The organism is Shewanella sp. VK101, assembly GCF_056497865.1.
On sequence record NZ_CM151402.1, the window covers coordinates 3,042,797 to 3,059,004 of the forward strand.

A 16,208-nucleotide genomic window follows, 5' to 3' on the forward strand; every position below is an offset into this window, starting at 1 on the left:
CTTATGCGTTTTTCCAGTTGGCTGCGCGCTTCTCCAGGAAGGCATTGACCCCTTCTTTCTGATCTTGGGTGTCAAACAGAGCCACAAACAGCTCACGCTCCAGCGGCAGCGCCTGAGCTCTTGGCATATTACGTCCGGCCTGGATCAACTGTTTGCAAACGGTCACGCTCGATGGGCTCTGCTTAGCGGCCTTGGTCGCCAGCGCAATGGCGGCACTCAGAGCCTCGCCCTTACCAACTACCTCTTCTACCAGGCCAATCTCACGGGCCTTGGCGGCATCGATTCGCTCACCGCACAGGATCATCCGCTTGGCCCAGCCCTCACCGACCAGAGCGGTCAGATTCTGGGTGCCGCCGGCGCAAGGCAACAGGCCGACTGTGGCCTCGGGTAATGCCAGCTGCGCCTGCTCTTCGGCGATACGGATATCACAGGCCAGTGCCACTTCCAAACCGCCGCCCATGGCATAGCCGTTGATGGCGGCAATAGACACACCGCGAAAGGCGCTCAAGGTTTCAAATGCTTCGCCAAAATAGCGTGCCATGGTGGCGGCATTGCCTTTATCACCATCGGCAAACAGCTTGAGATCGGCGCCGGCAGAGAAGAATTTCTCCCCTTCCCCTGTCAGTACCAAGGCATAGATATCGGGATCATTGTTGAGCTCTTCCACCTTGAGGCGCAGTTCATTGAGGCTCTCGGCCGTCCAGGTGTTGGCCGGTGGATTGTTGATGGTCAGAACAGCCGTGTGGCCTTCGATATGCTCAATCAAAAAAGACATGAATGACTCCTTGCAATTCGGTTAAATGGGTTTGGCCTTAGAGGATCTCGCCGGCATGCTCATCCAGCAGGCGGCGGGCGATGATAAGGCGCATAATCTCATTGGTTCCTTCCAGGATCTGGTGTACCCGTACATCACGGAAATGTCGCTCCAGTGGGTATTCGCGGATGTAGCCGTAACCACCGTGAATTTGCAGCGCGCTGTCACACACGGCAAACCCTATATCTGTGGCAAAACGCTTGGCCATGGCGCAATAAGCCGTGGCTTCGGGATCGCCGCTGTCCAGCTTAAATGCCGCCAGACGCACCATCTGCCGCGCGGCGACCAGTTCTGTGGCCATGTCGGCCAGCTTGAACTGCAGCGCCTGGAAGGCGGCCAGTGGTTTGCCGAACTGCTTGCGCTCATGCATATATTCAGTGGCGCGCTCAAGTGCAGCCTGAGCGGTACCCACAGAGCAGGTGGCGATATTGATGCGGCCGCCATCCAGGCCCTTCATGGCGAAGGTAAAGCCCTGGCCTTCCTCACCCAACAGATGATTGACCGGCACCCGCACGTTTTCAAAAGTAATGAGTCTGGTTGGCTGGGCGTTCCAGCCCATCTTGTCCTCGGCCTTGCCGTAGATAACACCCTTGGCGTCAGCCGGGATGGCAATGGCCGAAATTCCCTTGGGGCCGGCCTCACCGGTGCGGCACATCACCACTAAAAGCTCGGTGGCGCCGGCGCCCGAGATAAACATCTTGGAGCCGTTAATCACATACTCATCGCCGTCGCGCTCGGCGCGGGTGGCAAGTGAAGCGGCGTCACTGCCTGAACCTGGCTCGGTCAGGCAGTAAGAAGCCAGCTTGCTGCCTGTGGTCAGCGCTTCAGACCACTCGGCCCGCAGACTTTGCTGGCCCCAGGTCGTCACCATCCAGGTGGCCATGTTGTGAATGGTCAGCATGGCTGTGGTGGCAGTACAGCCCTTGGCCAGCTCTTCAAAAATAATCGAGGCATCCAGACGCGACAGGCCCATGCCACCTTCCGACTCTGGAGAATAGAGTGAGCAGAATCCCAGCTCCCCGGCTCTTTGGATCACGTCTTTGGGAAAGTGATGCTCCTCATCCCATTTGGCGGCAAATGGGGCCAGTTCATCGGCGGCAAACTGACGGGCCAGCTCGGCGAATTGGCGCTGATCTTCGTTGAGATTGAAATCCATGCTTGACTCCTGTGCGCAGATCTCTGCGTCTTGCGGTGATCCGGTGATGCCGGATCTCTTGTTATTTACTGTTGCGATTAAAAAGGGGCACCGGCTATTGCCGGTGCCCTTGGACTCACACTGTTACTTGAGGGCGATAGTCATGTTGGGACCAGAGGCGATATCAGACTCGAACCAACGGCTGGTGATGGTCTTGGTCTCTGTGTAGAAACGCACCGCCTGCTTGCCGTAGGCGTGCTGATCGCCGTAGAAGCTGCCCTTCCAACCCGTGAAAGAGAAAAATGGCAGCGGCACAGGAATAGGCACGTTGATACCCACCTGACCCACTTCAATTTCATGCTGATACTTACGCGCCGTAGCGCCGCTGGCGGTAAAGATAGAGGTGCCGTTGCCGTAAGGGCTGGCGTTAACCAGCTCAATGGCATCTTCCAGCGACTCGGCTTCCATACAGCAGAGCACAGGGCCGAAGATCTCTTCCTTGTAGATGCTCATGTCCGTGGTTACCTTGTCGAACATGGTCGGGCCAACCCAGTTGCCAGACTCATAACCGGGTACAGTGCAGTCGGAACCATCGAGCAGACACTCGGCGCCTTCAGCCTTGCCCTCGGCGATAAGCTTGAGCACCCGCTCTTTGGCGGCCGGGCTGATGAGTGGGCCGTAACCGGCTTCCTTGTCATCCCAAAGACCGGGACGCACCTTGGACAGGGCTTCTTTCAGCTCAGGGATCCACTCTTTGGCGGCACCGACAAACACAGCGACCGACAGCGCCATACAGCGTTGACCGGCGGCACCAACCGAGGCGCCCACCAGGTTATTGATCACTTGCTGCTTGTTGGCATCAGGCATGATCACGCAGTGGTTCTTGGCACCGGCAAAGGCCTGCACCCGCTTGAGGTTGTCAGTGCCTGTCTTGTAGATGTACTGACCCACGCCCACAGAACCCACAAAGGAAATCGCCTTGATATCCGGATGAGACAGCAGTACATCAACCGCCGTTTTGTCACCGTGAACCAGCTGCAGCACGCCCTTGGGAGCACCGGCCTGTTCGAACAGCTCCACCAGACGCTGAGGCGTCATTGGGTCCTGCTCGGACGGCTTGAGAACGAAGGTGTTGCCGCAGGCGATAGCCAGCGGGAACATCCACAGCGGGATCATCGCCGGGAAGTTGAATGGCGTAATCCCGGCGCAGACACCCAGCGGCTGAGTGTAGGAGTAGGTATCTATGCTGCGGGCCACGTTCTCAACCGTTTCACCCATCAGCAAGGAGGCGATGTTGCAGGCATGCTCGGCCACTTCAATACCGCGCCAGACATCACCCTTGGCATCTTCAAAGGTTTTACCCGTTTCCTGGGCCAAAATGGTGGCCAGCTCGTCATGGTGTTCTTTCAAAAGGTGTTGATAGCGCAGCATCACCCGAGCGCGTTCGGAAACGGCCACTTCCTTCCAGCTCTTGAAGGCTTCCTTGGCGCTGGCGATGGCGCGCTCAACTTCCGGCTGGGTCGCACAGTTGATAAAGGCGATGGTTTCATTGTTGGCCGGATTGGTAACATTGATCTGCTTGCTGCCGGAACCGTTGACGAATTCGCCATCTATGTAGTGCTTGACTTGTGTGCTCATAAGAATTCCTTGTAGGTAGTAGAACGGCGCGGCAACAGCTCTTGTGGCTGCTTTTTGATGACGCCGTTTCCTGTCTTGTTGATTGCTTCAATTTGTTGCCGGCCGCTGCCGCGGCCGACTGGATATCAGATCTCAATCGCCATGGCAGTGGCTTCACCGCCACCTATGCACAGCGATGCCATGCCACGTTTGAGGCCTCGGGCCTTGAGCGCATGAATGAGAGTCACCAGCAGACGGGCGCCGGAGCAACCTATCGGATGACCGAGCGCACAGGCACCGCCATTGACGTTGACCTTGGCGGCATCCAGCCCCAACTCACTGATGGCCAACATGGTCACCATGGCGAAGGCTTCGTTGATTTCGAAAAGGTCGACCTCATCCTTGCTCCAGCCGGTCTGTGCCAAGAGTTTTTGCATGGCGCCCACGGGCGCCGTGGTAAACATGGCCGGCTCTTGGGAATGGGTAGCATGGCCCTTGATAGTGGCCATCACTGCCAGCCCCAGGTTTTCGGCCTGCTCACGGCTCATCAGCATCAAACTGGCGGCACCGTCGGAAATCGAACTGGAGTTGGCGGCGGTAATGGTGCCGTCTTTGGCAAAAGCGGGCCGTAGCGCCGGGATCTTGTCAGGGCGGGCATTGCCGGGCTGCTCATCGGTATCAATCAGAGTATCGCCGCGGCGGCTGCTTACGGTTACCGGGACTATCTCCTCCTTGAAGGCACCTGAGGTGATGGCTGCATTGGCTTTTTCCAGTGAGCTCAGGGCAAAGGCGTCCATGGCTTCACGGGTCAGGCCAAAATCGTCGGCAGTTTTCTGGGCGAAGGTTCCCATGGCGCCACCTGTGTAGGCATCTTCCAGCCCATCGAGGAACATATGATCCAGCACCTTACCGTGGCCCATACGCATGCCGCCGCGAGCCTTATCCAGCAGATACGGCGCCTGACTCATGCTCTCCATACCACCGGCAATCACGATATTGGCACTGCCGGCCTTGATAAGATCGTGCGCCAGCATCACGGTTTTCATCCCTGAGCCGCACACCTTGTTGACTGTGGTTGCGCCAACAGACTGGGGCAAACCTGCCCCCAAAACCGCCTGTCTGGCAGGGGCCTGACCGAGGCCAGCCGGCAATACACATCCCATCAGCACTTCATCGACCTGTTCGCCCTTCACTCCTGTAGTTTCCATCAAGGCCTTGATGCTGGAAGCCGCCAGCTGAGGAGAAGGCACAGTGGAAAGACAGCCCTGAAAACCGCCCATGGCGGTTCGTTTGGCGGCGACGATAACAATATCCTGAGGACGACTCATTGTTGACTCCCTTGTTGGGCACCCAAACACCGGCCCAACAGTAGGCCGGCGGTGTTAGGTGCAGCAAATTTGCACTCTGTTGCTGTCACTTTGACGTTTACGCGAACGTAAGGCAAGTACTAATTAGTCTAATACAGGCTCTGTTTATAGATATTTTTGTCAGGGAGGATTTACAGCAGGATGACAGCTTGTGCCCTGAAATAAAGCCAAAACACTACGGCTTAGAAAAGGTTAGGGAAGGAAGTATCAGTTTGAGGAAGCATAGGCAGTAGAGGCTGACGCCATCTGGCTTAATATGAGCTAAGCTCTTTAGGACTTAGGCGACAGGAATCACAAGACTGCGACTCCCGCCAACAAAACATTTGGCGTTACGGGCTCAGCCACTCTGTTCCCAGGGCGTAATAGCACTGAGATCCGATAAGTCATAAGGGGTCAACTGGTAGACATAATAGTTGAGCCAGTTGCTCACCAACAGACTACCGTGACTATACCAACGGGCAATAGCTTCAGCCTCTGGGTCATCGTTGCGGAAGTAGTTTTGCGGGATCTTGGGCGCCAACCCGGCCGCCAGATCTCTTTGGTACTCATCTTTAAGGGTCGACTTGCGATACTCTGGATGCCCCATCACAAACAGGTTGCGATTGTCCTTACTGATCACCAGATAGGCACCGGCTTGGTCTGACTCGGCCAGCACTGTCAGTTCGGGATGCGCCTTAAGCTCGTCCACATCCATTTGGGCATAGCGGGAGTGCGGAGCATAAAACTCATCATCAAAGCCGCGCAGTAAGGGCACGTGGGCGCGAATACGCCTGTGCTGATAAACCCCTGAGCATTTTTCAGCAAGGATCTTACGCTCGAGTTGATACAGGTGATAAAAACCGGCGTGGGCCGCCCAGCAGAGAAACAGTACCGAGGTAACATGCTCCTGTGACCAATCGATAATCTCGCGGATATGATCCCAGTAAGTGACCTCCTCGAAATCCAGCTGTCCCAGGGGGGCGCCTGTGATGATCAGGCCGTCATAGTTGCGATGGCGCACATCTTCAAAGTCACGGTAAAAGGTATTGAGATGATCGGTCGGTGTATGTTTCGACTCTTTGTCGTGGATCCTCAGCAGGTCGATATCCACCTGCAACGGAGTATTGCCCAACAGCCGCAGCAACTGGGTTTCTGTCTCAATCTTGTTGGGCATCAGATTGAGGATCAACACCTTCATCGGCCGTATATCCTGCATCGCCGCCCGGCTCTCGGACATAACGAAGATATTCTCCGACTCAAGAACGCCGGCGGCTGGCAGGTTATCGGGTATTCTTACGGGCATAAAAGCGCCTCTCCTGAACTATCCAGGGCAAGGCGCTTGGCTTGGTATACCTGTTAGCGCCCTACCTTTTGCACCATGACTGATACCGGCTCAGCCTTGTCGATATCGACAAGATAAGCCTGGGTATTGATAAAGAGTAAGTCATCCTTGAGGGTGATCCTGGCACTGACACTGTAGCTGTGGCCACTCTGGAACTGATCCCGGGCAAGAATAAACTTAAAAGGCGTTGGGCTGGTCACGCTGTCGCGCTGAATAACCGCCAGCACTTCTGCCGGAGCATCCGCCTTGGAAACGTCCTGAACCTGAACCGTCAGCACAGCTTCCGGTGGCAGGGCAATACGTTCGCGGTACCAGACATCGCCATCAATTTCGACTGTGGCATTCGGGGTCGCACAACCTGTGAGTGCCATCATTCCTGCTACAGCCGCCATCATTGGCAGTCGCAGCCAGTTGCCTGTCATTTTCATTGCTAGCTCCTAATCATACACAAAGACTTCTAGATGTCTATACATCCAAGTTTAATCATTGAGAACCTGAGAGGATAATCCTATCATAGGACTCCATTTTTGAGTTCAAATATCCTTATGACACAAGCAACTGCGATTATTGTGGGCGCCAGCTCACTCCTCAGCCGTGAAATAGCCCGCCGCCTGGCCGATGAAGGCACTAAACTGGCATTGCTGGCACAGGATCCCGACTCATTGAAAGAGTTTGCCGCCACCCTGGCAACCGAGGCTCAGGTGTTTGGCCTGGACATAGATAAACCGCAAACCTTGATAGCCGAGCTGGAACAGATTTGGCAACAGTTGGGTGGCGCACATCTGGTGTTGGTCAATACCGGACTCAACTCCTATCATCCGGATCTGCCTTGGCAGTTGGAAGATGAGATCATCAGTGTCAATGTCCGTGGCTTTGCCGCCGTATGCAACACAGCTTTCCGGCTGTTTCGCGAGCAAGGTTATGGTCAGCTTGCGGCCATCAACTCCATTGCCGGTCTTCGCGGTGGTCCCAGCGTAGCCTTTCATGCCTCCAAAGCCTTTGGGATGAACTATCTCGAGGGGCTGTCCATGCATGCCCAAAGGCTCAAACTACCGATCACTATCACGGATATTCAGTTGGGTTTGCTGGATAAGGCAGCGCTGCAGCAGAGCAGGCTATGGCTATCCCCCGTAGATGTGATTGCCGGACAAATCATCCGCGCCCTGCAAAAAGGCAAGCGCCGGGTCTATGTCACCAAACGCTGGGCGACTGTTGCCTGGCTCACCAAACTGCTGCCCGAGTTTATCTATAACACCCGCCATTGGAAGGTGAAGAAACGCAAGGGGAAAGCGGAGTAACCTTTCAAAGCGACAGCCGCTGTTCCACTTGCCGGCGAATAGTTTCCTTAAGCCAGCGCAACTTGGGATTGTGGCTGTTGCGTTTGTGCCACATCAGGGTAAAGAGAATGGTGAGCTTTTCCCTATCTTCCGCAACCATTGGCAATGGCCGGGTCACCAACTCAGGGCATGTCCTGGCCGCATAGGTCCGGCAATAGCCTGGAGCCGTGGTTAACAGCTGCGACCCGGGCTGTGATGCCAGCCATAAAGATTGCTCAAACAGGGAAACCGACAACGCGATATCCCGCTTCAGACCTTTTTCAGCCAGCAGGCTATCCAGAGCCCAGCCCTCACATTTTTCCCACTCGATATTGATTTGCCGATACTCAAGGAATGTCTCCAGGCTCCAGACTTGTTGCAGTGCGGGATGATCTTTCCGCAGATATACCAAGGGCTCGTCGCTGAACAAGACCTCATAATCCACGGCCGCAGGCAAGAGTGCCAGCGTCTCCCGCGAGCCGGGATGACTCTCACGCCCAGATAGCCCCAAGTCAGCCTTGCCGGAAATAATGGCGTCCAGGGAGTCATAGTCCCAATTGCGGATCCGCACCACGGAATCAGGGAAATGGGCATCAATCAACCCTGGAAGTTCAGGCAACAATTCGAGGTAGAATGGTGACTCCAACATCAGCTGAAACTCTACCCCTTTGGGGACTTCACCATTGCGTTTGGCCACTATGCTGCTGGCCAACTGAAACAGCTCGGCCTACTCTTCGGCCAATGCCAACGCCAATGGCGTCGGCAGCAGGCCTTGGGGAGAACGAACCAATAGAGGGTCATCAAACCAATGACGTAACTTGGTCAAAGATTTACTCACGGCAGAAGGTGTTACCGACAGGCGTTTGGCCGCTCTGGTAACACTACGCTCACTGAGGAGGATCTGCAGCGTGACCAAGAGGTTAAGATCGAGGCGATGTAAGGCTCTGTTCATCTTGCTTCCATTGGCTATTGGTCTTAATTGGAGCGCGCGAGGTAAAATACAGGAGTATGATGCTGCCCAAAGCGGCGATCAGCAAGCTCAGTATCAACATGGTGCTCGCCGTCAGTCCAAACCAGGCACTTATCGCAATGAAGGCTCCAGACCAACTTATCTGGCAGATCCCCAATATGGAACTTGCCAGAGCCGAGCGCTGAGCAAAGGGGGCCAGAGCCTGGCTCATAGTGACCCCGAACCCCACAGAAAAGCCGGCGCAAACAAAGCCAATGCCCAGCAAATATAGCCAAAGCTCTGCGGCCAGAGACGCAGCCAACAGCAGTACAGTAGCCGCCAAGGCAAAAGCCAGTTGCGACAGTTGCAACATGCGTTGTTGGCCAATCGAATCTATTAGCCAGGGAGAAATAAAGGCCATAACCATGCTTACCAGTGCCAAACCACCCATGGCCGAGGCGTAGCCACCACTGTCGAGCCCTAACTGCTCCATCAACAGCATGGGCGAAGTATTGACGAAGGTGAGTATCGCCGTCACGGCCAGACAACTGATCAATAAGCGACTGACGAAAGTCACACAGAGCAAGGATTCACCGGCTATCAATTCTCCCGCCGTCTTGACCGGAAGCGACTCCTGCAAACCCAAACACAAAAACAGCGCCGCAGCAGCCAACAAAGCCATCAATACAAACAGCGCCGGCCAGGGAAAATACAGCAAAACCAGATGCCCCAGCACAGGCGCTAAAACCGGCACTATGCAGGTAATTCCATTTATCATCGACAAGACTTTGGCTCGTCTTTGGTCATCAAGCACATCCCGCAGAATGGCAAAGGTCACCAGATAGGCCGCCCCGGCACCTATACCCTGTCCGGCCCTGGCAAACAAAAACGCCGTGATTGATAGAGTAGTGGCGGCCCAAATCGACGAGAGCACAAAAATCAACGCTCCGCAAAGGGCTACCGGCTTGCGCCCGAGCCTATCGGCAAGATGCCCACCGAGCAACATGGCCAGAGCCATGCCCGTCAGATAACAGGAAAAGGCGTTGTGCAATTGGGCCTCATCGGCGTTCAGGGTGCGGGCTATCTCGGGCAAGCCAACCAAGTAGAGATCGATCCCCAATGGATAGAGTAAAACCAAGGCAAAGGCACAGATAAGGTAATAACGCATGATCAGTTGATAGAGCAGGAATTTGCTTGTCAGCATAAATGCCCGGACTGATGCCAGCGAGTTGCCATCAAGACAAGAGTATTTTCCTCAGAGGAAAAACATACAGCTGACGCCAATGACAAAAAAGGCGCCAGAGGCGCCTTCTCAATAGTTGGGAGCTTTGGGTTGGGAGCTGGGTTTGGGGGAGATCAGAAGGTGTAACCGACACTGATCATATAGACCCAAGGATCTATGTCAGTATCGACAACCTGCTCGGCACCGCCCATAGTGAATTTCACGTCTGTGCTGATCTTGGCGTACCACACTGAAGCATTTACCAGCCAGTTATCGTTGATCTTATAATCCAGACCCACTTGTGCGGCCCAGCCCCAAGAGTTGCTCAAACTCAGGTTATCCAGACCCAGACCTTTAGCTTCATCGGTGAAGTCATTGTCGAAGAAGTTGGTGTAGTTAACCCCGACACCCACGTAAGGACGCAGCTTGGACTCGGCATTACCGAAGTAGTACTGGGCCACCAAGGTAGGCGGCAGGTGCTTGGTTTCGGCAATCTTGCCGAGAGCACCCAGAGATACGTCATGGCTGAACGGGGTCGCAGCCAGCAGTTCGATACCAAAGTTATCTGTCAGCATATAGCCGAAGTTCAGACCCAACTGGGTGTTATTGTCCACGCCAAAAGAGGCGATATCGGCCACAACCGGGCTGGACTCGTCCGGGGCTACCACAACGGCACCGGCACGAACAATAAAGTCACCGGCCTTGTGGGCCAGTGCAGGGGCAGCAACAGTAGAAAAAAGGGCGGCGGCAATCAATCCTGATACGATATTTTTTTTCATCATCTCACTCCGTAGCGACAACACAGCGCTTTGTTTTTTATTACATCCATAACAACTGAGGCCACACTGCCAGATTTAACTCTTCACATTTTTGATCTGCATCAAGCGTTTTAAGAGGTACCCAGATTTAGATACAACAAGCGCGAAACAGATCACACAAAATAAAGATTTATTGATATTGCACCTTTAAAATAAGTGAGCCAGTTCAAAACTCCATTAACCCCAAAGTGAAAGAAAAGTACATTTTTCGAGCAATAACGCTTGAGCCACTCACAACCAAAAATTAACAATCAGTCACAGTAAGATATGCTGACCAGCACTTACAGAATGGTGTTTTTAACTGGAGAGAAAAGGAAGCAGAGGATGCCAAATAACTGCAATCGGCAAGATAAATGTGTCAGAGAATGCTTGAGAAAGTACTCAGTAAAGCCTCTTGAGCAACGGATAGTTTGCCAACCAATTCTTGGCCTTGAGCCGACTCTCGAATACGCCGGGAGTGCTCTTGGGATTAGGACTGAGTTCCAGCGCCAGTAATGGGCCAAGCGGGAACAGATTGAGCAGTTGCAGCTCCCCTGCCCTCAACCTGACAGCCAGGGCCGTTTGCTGCTCTGGCCAGTAACTCATGGCATCAATCACTGAAGTATAGGGTTTATGGTGGTTTTTAAGGTGCATTCTGGCCTGGTTCTTTACCGACCATGGTAAGTCGAGTGCTGTGGCCAACTTGGCCTCATAGGCCCTGTCGGTGACTTCCGAGCTGTCGTTTGGCTCAAAGTAGAGCACATCTATGTCGCTGAGCCTGGATACACTGCCGTGCAACTTGTCCCACACCAGATTACGGACAAATCCTGCGGCGACCCAGGCATCAATAGGCCCAAGGTTTGCAACACACTCAAGTACCTGCATTCGCATCCTGTCCTGCATGAGCCAGTTTTCAATCAGCTCAGCCGCCTCACTTTCACTGACCTGCTGCGGCCCTCTCGGCTCTAACTCATCATTTGCCACCATAGCCCCCTTAAAAAGACAAAAGCCCCCGCAGGCGGCAACGTAGTTCACTTAAGCGGAGCTGCCTTGTGATTAACAGGATATCGGGTCTTTGATATTTTTACCGCCCTAGGCCGATTTGGCTTAGGGCGTTTGTCTATAAAAAGGATGGACAAGTCTCCTCGCAGACTGTTTAGACGCTTCGGCGTATTACCTGGTGACACCGCTTTGCTCATGACTTTGAGCTGACTTGCGATGAACTGACAAGCGTACTTAAAGCTGATTTCATTGGGCATTCGACCATGCTCTACTGCCGCCTGACTCGCTTCTCGTCTCACCAAGTTATAACCAAGCAGCAGCCCCCATAACTCTTGATAGACAAGTTCGACAGTCTTACTCCTCAGCACTAACGCATTGTGTTGCATCGAACTTTTTATGTCTCGATACCCTAATTCAATTTCCCATCGCTCGTGGTAAAGCGCCGCGACTGATTCCGCATCGTACTGCTCTCTGGGAAGAGACGTAAATACGGTTTTTTGCTTACCTTGTACCTGATAAGTCACGGCTCTCACTTGCCATGTTTCAGGTAGGTTAGGATTTTTCTTGCGTGCTTGTGGAGAGACTTTCATTTCGACTCGCATGTCGTCACTCTCTTCATCGTCCAGAAGGGTGTATTTCACCCCCTTCTTCGCCGGTAACAACCAATGTCTGTTAGCACCACTATTTTGGAGAGAAAGGAGTAAGTCTGCTCCATAAAACCCCTTATCCAATAAGGTCACGGAGTTATCCGGTAAGGCGTCAATAAAGGGCATAGCAAGAGGAATTTCGCCTCGACGATAAGGGCTTATAGCGGCATCGACAATGACATGAGAGCGAACATTCATCATGGTCACCACCCTTAATACTGGATGAGGCGTCTGTCTGTCACTGGATGTATTCCCTGACCCAAAATGGTCTCTTAGCTCCGGTGTGTCAGCGGTTCGAAAAAGCGCGCCATCCACAGCAAAGACTTGCAAACCTTGCCAAGTATCCTCAGGGTAACGCTCTAACCCCCACCTGTGGCTGCATTGCCTAAATAACCATTCTGGGGCTGCTTTGCCAAGGCGTTGCCTTGCTTGCGTTAAAGCACTTTTTGCTAACAGCTCCTCATCGGCTAACCCCTCGGCACAGACATTCATTCGCCGTGCGACTTCGGCAATCGGTTCGTTGCGGAAAAACGCCATTCCAACAATAAGCCAAAGAACCATATCACTCGGTAAGCGACGTCGACGAATCGTCGCTTTATCGGAAAGTGTTACCGCTTTAGCAATCCACTCGTCAGGAATATGCTCGGAGAAGGTGGTTAGCTGAGCGACATCAACAGGACTCTCTTCAAGAAAGTCGGCAAAGCAGTTTTGAATAGACATAAAAAATCGGAAACCTACAAACAGGTTTCCGATTGTCTCTCATCAGGAGGATCGGTCAACCGATCCTTATCTGATCTACGTTGCCCGCAGGCGGAGGCTTTCGATTCTAACTCAAGCTATCACTTCTCTTCAGTGTCTCTATCCATGTTCTCTGTATTTTCCAACCAGAGAGCATTGATGATACCGAAGGAACAAGCCAATAAAATGCCGAGTATCCAAGTGAAATACCACATAATTCAGGCTCCTTAGTAAAGTGATGTGCTGTTGTTTTCAATGTGCTGACGGTTCAGACGGCCATACATCTTGTAGTAAGTCCAGCAGGTGTAACTCAGCACTGTTGGTACAAAGATGATCGCAACCCAAGTCATCACAGTCAGAGTCATCTGGCTGGCGGTAGCATCCCACATGGTCAGACTGACGTTAGGCTCCTGTGATGAAGGCATCACGAATGGGAACATAGCCGCGCCACAGGTCAGGATGATACCGGCAATGGCCAGTGAGCTGAACAGGAAGGCGAAACCGCTACGCCCCATACGGCTGGTCAGCAGCACCAAGGCAGGCGCCAACAGGCCCAAAGCAGGGAACAGCATGGTTACTGGGTACTTGTCGTAGTTGGCCATCCAAGCACCGGAAACAACTTCAACTGTCTTCATGGTTGGGTCAGATACGGCGTTAGTATCCAGAGCCGAAGTCACCACATAGCCATCAATACCGGTAGCCAGCCACACACCGGCTGCACCGAACAGTACAATCAGCAGCAGTGCAGTCAACTGTGAAGCTGCAGCGGCGCGATTGCGCAGCTCACCTTCGGTCTTCATCTGCAACCAGCAAGCACCCTGCATCATGAACATACAGGCACTGACCAGACCGGCCAACAGGCCAAAGCCATTGAGCAGACCGAACAGGCCACCATCATAGTGGGCACGCAGGTACTCGTCGAAGCTGAAAGGCACGCCTTGCAGCAGGTTACCGAAGGCAACACCTATGATCAGCGGAGGAACAAAACCTGCGACAAACAATGCCCAGTCCCAGCTCTTGCGCCAGCGTGGATCTTCTATCTTGGAGCGATAGTCGAAACCTACGGGACGCAGGTACAGCGCCAGCAACACTATGATCATGGCCACGTAAAAGCCGGAAAAAGAAACGGCATATACAGTAGGCCAAGCGGCGAACAGGGCACCGGCACCGGTGATCAACCACACCTGGTTACCATCCCAGTGAGGAGCAACCGTGTTAATCATCACCCGGCGCTCGGTATCGTCCTTACCCAAGATTGGCAGTAAGGCACCTACCCCCATGTCAAAGCCATCAGTAATAGCGAAGCCTATGAGCAAGACGCCAACTAACAACCACCAGATAAATCTTAATATTTCATAATCAAACATAATGAAATCCCTCTGCTCAGGCTTCTAGTTTTTCAAAGTGATAACGGCCGGTCTTGAGACTGCTTGGACCCAGGCGCGCAAACTTGAACATCAGGAAGAGCTCGATAACCAGCAGCACTGTGTAGAACAGAGTAATGCTGATGATACTGAACCAGAGATCGGCCGCCGTCAGGCTGGAAGCAGACACAAAGGTCGGGAGAATCTCGGAGATAGTCCATGGCTGACGACCATACTCGGCCACAAACCAACCACACTCGATGGCGATCCAAGGCAGAGGCAAGCTGTAGAGCGCAGCTTTGAGTACCCACTTCTTCTCTTCAATCTGATGACGTGTGCTCTGCCAGAAGGCAGCTGCAAACACTACCAGCATGACGAAACCAAGGCCCACCATGATACGGAAGCTCCAGAACAGCGGTGCTACGCTTGGAATAGAATCCCTGGCGGCCGCCTTAATCTGCTCTTCGGTGGCATCGACCACTTTATCTGTGTAGCGCTTCAGCAACAGACCGTAACCCAGGTCAACTTTCTGCTCTTCGAAAGCCGCGCGAACCGCAGGATCTTCCTCAATAGCAGGGTCAGCCTTGGCGGCACGCAACTGCTCAAGCAGGGCATAAGCCTTCATACCGTTGCGGATGCGAACTTCGTGCTCGGCGATCAGATCCTTGATACCTGTAACTTCTTCATCGATAGAACGAGTAGCTATGATACCCATGGCATATGGGATCTTGATGGCATAGTCGGTATGCATGGTTTCCTGGTTAGGGAAACCTATCGCAGTAAAGGCTGCCGGAGCAGGCTCTGTGTGCCATTCAGCTTCAATCGCTGCCAGTTTCACCCGCTGAGCTTCACCAACTTTATAACCGGATTCGTCACCCAGTACGATAACAGACAGGATAGAGGCCATACCAAAACTCGCCGCAATGGCGAAAGAGCGGCGGGCAAATGGCAGGTCACGCTTCTTGAGGATGTAGTAAGAACTGATAGCCAGAACAAACATGGCACCGGCTACATAACCGGAAGCGACAGTGTGAACAAATTTAACCTGAGCGACTGGGTTAAATACCACTTCCGCGAAGCTGGTCATTTCCATACGCATGGTTTCATAGTTGAACACGCTACCCACAGGGTTTTGCATCCAGCCGTTGGCGACCAGGATCCACAGCGCAGACAAATTACTTCCCAATGCAACCAACCAGGTCACAGCCAAGTGTTGACGCTTGGAGAATCTGTCCCAACCGAAGAAGAACATACCCACGAAAGTGGATTCCAGGAAGAAGGCCATCAAGCCCTCAATCGCAAGAGGAGCACCGAAAATGTCACCCACATAGTGTGAGTAGTAGGACCAGTTGGTACCGAACTGGAACTCCATTGCCAGACCTGTGGTAACCCCCAGGGCAAAGTTAATACCGAAAAGTTTGCCCCAGAATTTAGTCATGTCCTTGTAGATCTGCTTATCTGTCATCACATAGAGTGATTCCATGATTGCCAGCAGGAAGGCCAAACCCAAAGTCAAAGGAACAAACAAGAAGTGATACATGGCTGTCAGCGCGAATTGTATGCGCGATAGCTCAACGACTTCTTCAACTATCATTTGTGACTCCTTACATGGTGCTCCGCCCGTTGTCTTCAGATCCCCATCAAAGACAACAGGTGGTGAGTTGGATAGCTTAGTTCATTAATTTCTTATCTACCCGGAAACCCGGATAAACCACCCAAATGATTCGCGTTGCTGCGCTTTAACTCACCAAAAGCTTAAAAATCGGTTTTTGGCGGCCTTAACGAGAGGCGAATCACGCTTTTGCAGATTTATGCGATCAGCATCAGCATTTGCCAGTGTTCCAATATTTGCAAATTATTTAATATCAGGCACTTGCGTTATTAGTTCAGCTAAGATTTGCCCTGATTTTATACCACTT

General features: G+C 53.0%; 16 protein-coding genes. 1 reads left to right on the forward strand and 15 read right to left on the reverse strand.

The genetic code is table 11. From position 1 onward, the window contains the following. Position 1: 1 nt before the first annotated feature. From ACSHSR_RS13635 to ACSHSR_RS13660, 6 genes are all read right to left on the reverse strand, one after another. Positions 2-775: an enoyl-CoA hydratase gene (locus ACSHSR_RS13635; protein WP_096141350.1), complete on the reverse strand. Its 774-nt coding sequence runs from the start codon at positions 773-775 to the stop codon at positions 2-4. Positions 776-812: 37 nt separating this feature from the next. After that, positions 813-1,970 (reverse strand): acyl-CoA dehydrogenase family protein, encoded by a 1,158-nt coding sequence (locus ACSHSR_RS13640; protein ID WP_025009787.1) that lies wholly within the window; start codon positions 1,968-1,970, stop codon positions 813-815. A gap of 123 nt (positions 1,971-2,093) precedes the next feature. Further along, complete coding sequence (locus ACSHSR_RS13645; RefSeq protein ID WP_115390593.1) at positions 2,094-3,587, reverse strand: CoA-acylating methylmalonate-semialdehyde dehydrogenase; 1,494 nt, start codon at positions 3,585-3,587, stop codon at positions 2,094-2,096. A gap of 125 nt (positions 3,588-3,712) precedes the next feature. After that, positions 3,713-4,894, reverse strand: a complete 1,182-nt coding sequence (locus ACSHSR_RS13650) for a thiolase family protein (RefSeq protein ID WP_101053026.1) — start codon at positions 4,892-4,894, stop codon at positions 3,713-3,715. Between the two features lie 376 nt (positions 4,895-5,270). Next, positions 5,271-6,215, reverse strand: a complete 945-nt coding sequence (gene metA / locus ACSHSR_RS13655) for a homoserine O-acetyltransferase MetA (RefSeq protein WP_025009783.1) — start codon at positions 6,213-6,215, stop codon at positions 5,271-5,273. A gap of 53 nt (positions 6,216-6,268) precedes the next feature. Then, positions 6,269-6,682 (reverse strand): YbaY family lipoprotein, encoded by a 414-nt coding sequence (locus ACSHSR_RS13660; RefSeq protein WP_025886564.1) that lies wholly within the window; start codon positions 6,680-6,682, stop codon positions 6,269-6,271. Between the two features lie 117 nt (positions 6,683-6,799). On the opposite strand from ACSHSR_RS13660, the gene ACSHSR_RS13665 reads away from it, so the two are divergent. Then, positions 6,800-7,552, forward strand: coding sequence for an SDR family NAD(P)-dependent oxidoreductase (locus ACSHSR_RS13665; RefSeq protein ID WP_345861300.1), 753 nt, complete (start codon positions 6,800-6,802; stop codon positions 7,550-7,552). Between the two features lie 4 nt (positions 7,553-7,556). Here the strand turns inward: ACSHSR_RS13665 and yidZ are convergent, their stop codons facing one another. The 9 genes from yidZ to ACSHSR_RS13710 all read right to left on the reverse strand — a co-directional run bounded on the left by yidZ (position 7,557) and on the right by ACSHSR_RS13710 (position 15,883). Beyond that, on the reverse strand, positions 7,557-8,291 hold the full coding sequence (yidZ, locus tag ACSHSR_RS13670; RefSeq protein ID WP_479631524.1) for an HTH-type transcriptional regulator YidZ: 735 nt from the start codon (positions 8,289-8,291) through the stop codon (positions 7,557-7,559). 6 nt (positions 8,292-8,297) lie between these two features. Continuing rightward, positions 8,298-8,522, reverse strand: coding sequence for a LysR family transcriptional regulator (locus tag ACSHSR_RS13675; protein WP_479630840.1), 225 nt, complete (start codon positions 8,520-8,522; stop codon positions 8,298-8,300). Beyond that, entirely contained in the window at positions 8,491-9,723 is a 1,233-nt protein-coding gene (locus ACSHSR_RS13680) for an MdtL family multidrug efflux MFS transporter (RefSeq protein ID WP_479630841.1), read from the reverse strand. Before ACSHSR_RS13680 ends, ACSHSR_RS13675 begins: the two co-directional genes overlap by 32 nt. 152 nt (positions 9,724-9,875) lie before the next feature. After that, positions 9,876-10,523, reverse strand: a complete 648-nt coding sequence (gene ompW, locus ACSHSR_RS13685) for an outer membrane protein OmpW (protein WP_479630842.1) — start codon at positions 10,521-10,523, stop codon at positions 9,876-9,878. A 417-nt stretch (positions 10,524-10,940) separates the two neighbouring features. Further along, on the reverse strand, positions 10,941-11,525 hold the full coding sequence (locus tag ACSHSR_RS13690) for a nucleotidyltransferase family protein (protein ID WP_208135600.1): 585 nt from the start codon (positions 11,523-11,525) through the stop codon (positions 10,941-10,943). Between the two features lie 44 nt (positions 11,526-11,569). Further along, positions 11,570-12,907 carry an IS4 family transposase gene (locus tag ACSHSR_RS13695; RefSeq protein ID WP_186264650.1) on the reverse strand — a complete coding sequence of 446 codons (1,338 nt, stop codon included), beginning with the start codon at positions 12,905-12,907 and terminating at the stop codon, positions 11,570-11,572. A gap of 119 nt (positions 12,908-13,026) precedes the next feature. After that, entirely contained in the window at positions 13,027-13,140 is a 114-nt protein-coding gene (gene cydX / locus ACSHSR_RS13700) for a cytochrome bd-I oxidase subunit CydX (RefSeq protein WP_025009779.1), read from the reverse strand. 12 nt (positions 13,141-13,152) lie between these two features. Then, entirely contained in the window at positions 13,153-14,292 is a 1,140-nt protein-coding gene (cydB, locus tag ACSHSR_RS13705; protein WP_028779211.1) for a cytochrome d ubiquinol oxidase subunit II, read from the reverse strand. A 16-nt stretch (positions 14,293-14,308) separates the two neighbouring features. Next, on the reverse strand, positions 14,309-15,883 hold the full coding sequence (locus ACSHSR_RS13710; RefSeq protein ID WP_025886552.1) for a cytochrome ubiquinol oxidase subunit I: 1,575 nt from the start codon (positions 15,881-15,883) through the stop codon (positions 14,309-14,311). Between the last annotated feature and the right edge of the window lie 325 nt (positions 15,884-16,208).